3 protein-coding genes are annotated in these 2,645 nt (G+C 74.9%); 2 read left to right on the top strand and 1 reads right to left on the bottom strand.

Annotation, left to right across the window (positions count from 1 at the left end; genetic code table 11):
* Positions 1 to 381: RibD family protein (locus tag AB0J52_RS35440; protein WP_500187289.1), on the bottom strand; the 381-nt coding region annotated here is incomplete at its 3' end.
* Between the two features lie 140 nt (positions 382 to 521).
* Here AB0J52_RS35440 and AB0J52_RS35435 point away from each other — a divergent pair.
* The gene (locus AB0J52_RS35435; protein WP_500187288.1) at positions 522 to 1,658 is read left to right on the top strand and encodes an exonuclease SbcCD subunit D; all 1,137 of its coding nucleotides are present in this window, start codon (positions 522 to 524) and stop codon (positions 1,656 to 1,658) included.
* The coding region (locus AB0J52_RS35430) for an AAA family ATPase (RefSeq protein ID WP_500187287.1) at positions 1,658 to 2,645 on the top strand (988 nt) is incomplete at its 3' end. The genes AB0J52_RS35435 and AB0J52_RS35430, both read left to right, overlap by 1 nt.

Raw genomic sequence — 2,645 nt, 5'->3', positions numbered from 1 at the left:
GGCGCGGTCGCCGAGCCGGACCGCGAGCGCCTCGGCGTTGCCGGACGAGGCGTACACCAGCTTCGGCGCGTCCCCGGTCGTGAAGAACCGCGCGTCGGGGTCGAGGTCGCCGCTCCCGGTCACCGTCACCTTGGTGAGGTCGGCGGGCATGCCCTGGGCGACCCGCTTGTCCCGCCGCGACGGGCTCTTGACCAGCAGCTTCGGGTCGTCCGTCCGGACGGTGCCCGCGCCGACCAGGATCGCGTCGCAGGTGGCGCGGACGGCGTCCACCCGGTCGAAGTCGGCCGGGGTGGACAGCCGCAGCCGCTCCGGGGACGCGTCGTCGATGTAGCCGTCGATCGACATGGCGCAGCTCAGCAGCACGTGGGGACGGTCGCTCACGCGCGCCACTCTAGGGGACCGAACAGCCGCCCGCGCTGGGTGCGGACGTTCTCACCGAGCGTGACGACGCGCCGTGAATCGGGGCGGGGCGGCGTTTCTGGGCCGGAAGTGTCGGAGGGGACGCCTAGGGTGTGACCGCGATGCGAATACTCCACACCTCCGACTGGCATCTCGGCCGTTCGTTCCACCGCGAGGACCTGCTGTCCGCGCAGGCCGCGTACGTCGACCACCTGGTCGGGACCGTGCGGGACGAGCGGGTCGACTGCGTGCTCGTGTCGGGCGACGTGTACGACCGCGCGCTGCCCGGCGTGGACGCGGTGAAGCTGGCCAACGAGGCGCTCGAACGGCTCGCCGAGCGCACCCGGGTGGTGCTCGTCGCCGGCAACCACGACTCGGCGCGCCGCCTCGGCTTCGGGTCCGGGTTGATGGACGCCGCCGGGGTGCACCTGCGCACCGACCCGGCGCGCGTGGGCGAACCGGTCATGGTGGACGACGTCGCCGTCTACGGCATCCCGTACCTGGAGCCCGAGCTCGTCCGCTCCGACTGGGACCTGCCCGAGCGGGGGCACGCCGCCGCGCTCGGCGAGGCGATGCGGCGCGTCCGGGCCGACCTGGCGACGCGTCCGGGCACGCGGTCGGTGGTGCTCGCGCACGCCTTCGTCACCGGCGGCGAGCCGAGCGACAGCGAACGCGACATCTCGGTCGGCGGCGCGGCGAACGTGCCCGCCTCGGTGTTCGACGGCGTCGACTACGCCGCGCTCGGCCACCTGCACGGACGCCAGCGCATCACCGAGCGGGTCCGGTACTCCGGCTCGCCGCTCGCCTACTCCTTCTCCGAGGAGCACCACCTCAAGGGCTCCTGGCTGATCGACCTGCGCACGGACGGCTCGCTCGGCGAGGAGTTCGTGGAGGCCCCGGTGCCGCGCCCGCTCGCCCGGCTGCGCGGACGCCTCGACGACCTGCTGGAGTCGTCCCGCTACGACGACTACACGGGCCACTGGCTGCAGGTCACCATCACCGACCCGAACCGTCCGACCTCGGCGATGGAGCGGCTGCGGCGGCGGTTCCCGCACACCCTCGCGCTGTCGTTCGAGCCGGACGCGGCGGACCGTCCCGCCGAGGGCCGCACGTTCGCCGAGCGGGTGCGCGAGCGGTCCCACCTCGACATCGCCGGCGACTTCGTCACCGAGGTCACCGGGACGCCCGCGTCCGAGGCCGAGAGCGTCCTGCTGCACGAGGCGTTCGAGGCGTTCCGCCGCAAGGAGGCGCTGCGGTAATGCGACTGCACCGGCTCGTCGTCACCGCGTTCGGCCCGTTCAGCGACCGGCAGGAGATCGACTTCGGCGCGCTGTCGGACGCGGGCCTGTTCCTGATCCAGGGGCAGACCGGCGCGGGCAAGACCAGCGTGCTCGACGCGGTCTGCTTCGCGCTGTACGGGCAGGTCCCGGGCGTCCGCAACAGCGCGCGGGGGCTGCGCAGCGACCACGCCGCGCCGGAGCTCGCGCCGAGCGTGCAGCTGGAGACGACCGTCCGTGGGCGGCGGCTGCGCGTCACGCGGTCGCCCGAGTGGTACCGGCCGAAGAAGCGCGGCGAGGGGCTGACGAAGGAGAACGCCAAGGTCGTCCTGGAGGAGCTGGAGCACGGCGAGTGGGTCGCGCTGTCCACCCGCGTGGGCGAGGCCGACGACGTGATCGGCACGCTGCTCGGTATGACCGCCGCGCAGTTCTGCCAGGTGGCGATGCTGCCGCAGGGCGCGTTCGCCGGGTTCCTGCGCGCTGACGCCAAGGGCCGCCGCGAGCTGCTGGAGCGGCTGTTCTCCGCCGAGGTCTTCACCGCCGTCGAGAACTGGCTGGGCGAACGCCGCCGGGAGACCGGCCGCGCCGCCGAGGGGCTGCGCGCCGCCGCCGCGGCCATCGCCGGACGCATCGCCGAGGCCGCCGGCGAGCCGAGCCCGCACGAGCCGGCCCCGCTGGTGCCCGCGCCCCGGTCGGGCTCGTCCCCCGGGGACGTGCCGTTCACCGCCCAGGAGACGCTGGAGACGGTGGAGGCGCTGCCCGCGTGGGCGCGCGCGCTCGGCGTCGAGCACACCGACCTGCTGGCCGTCCAGCGGGAGCTGCTGGCGGACGCCTCGCGCACGGCGACCGACGCCCGCGAGGCCCTGGACGCGGCGCGCGAGCTCGCCGAGCGGCAGCGGCGGCACGCCGAGGCGCTCACCCGCCGCGACGCGCTCGCCGAGCGGGCCGGGGAGCGCGCCGACCTGGCCG

The sequence above is a fragment of the Spirillospora sp. NPDC049652 genome (assembly GCF_040675125.1).
In the GTDB taxonomy this organism is placed as follows: Bacteria; Actinomycetota; Actinomycetes; order Streptosporangiales; family Streptosporangiaceae; genus Spirillospora.
Note: the sequence above shows the minus strand (reverse complement) of the source record. Positions and strands in the feature narration are given on the sequence as shown.

Coding starts and splice junctions, on each gene's coding strand:
- AB0J52_RS35435 (WP_500187288.1), top strand. CDS start 522: ATGCGAATACTCCACACCTCCGACTGGCATCTCGGCCGTTCGTTCCAC.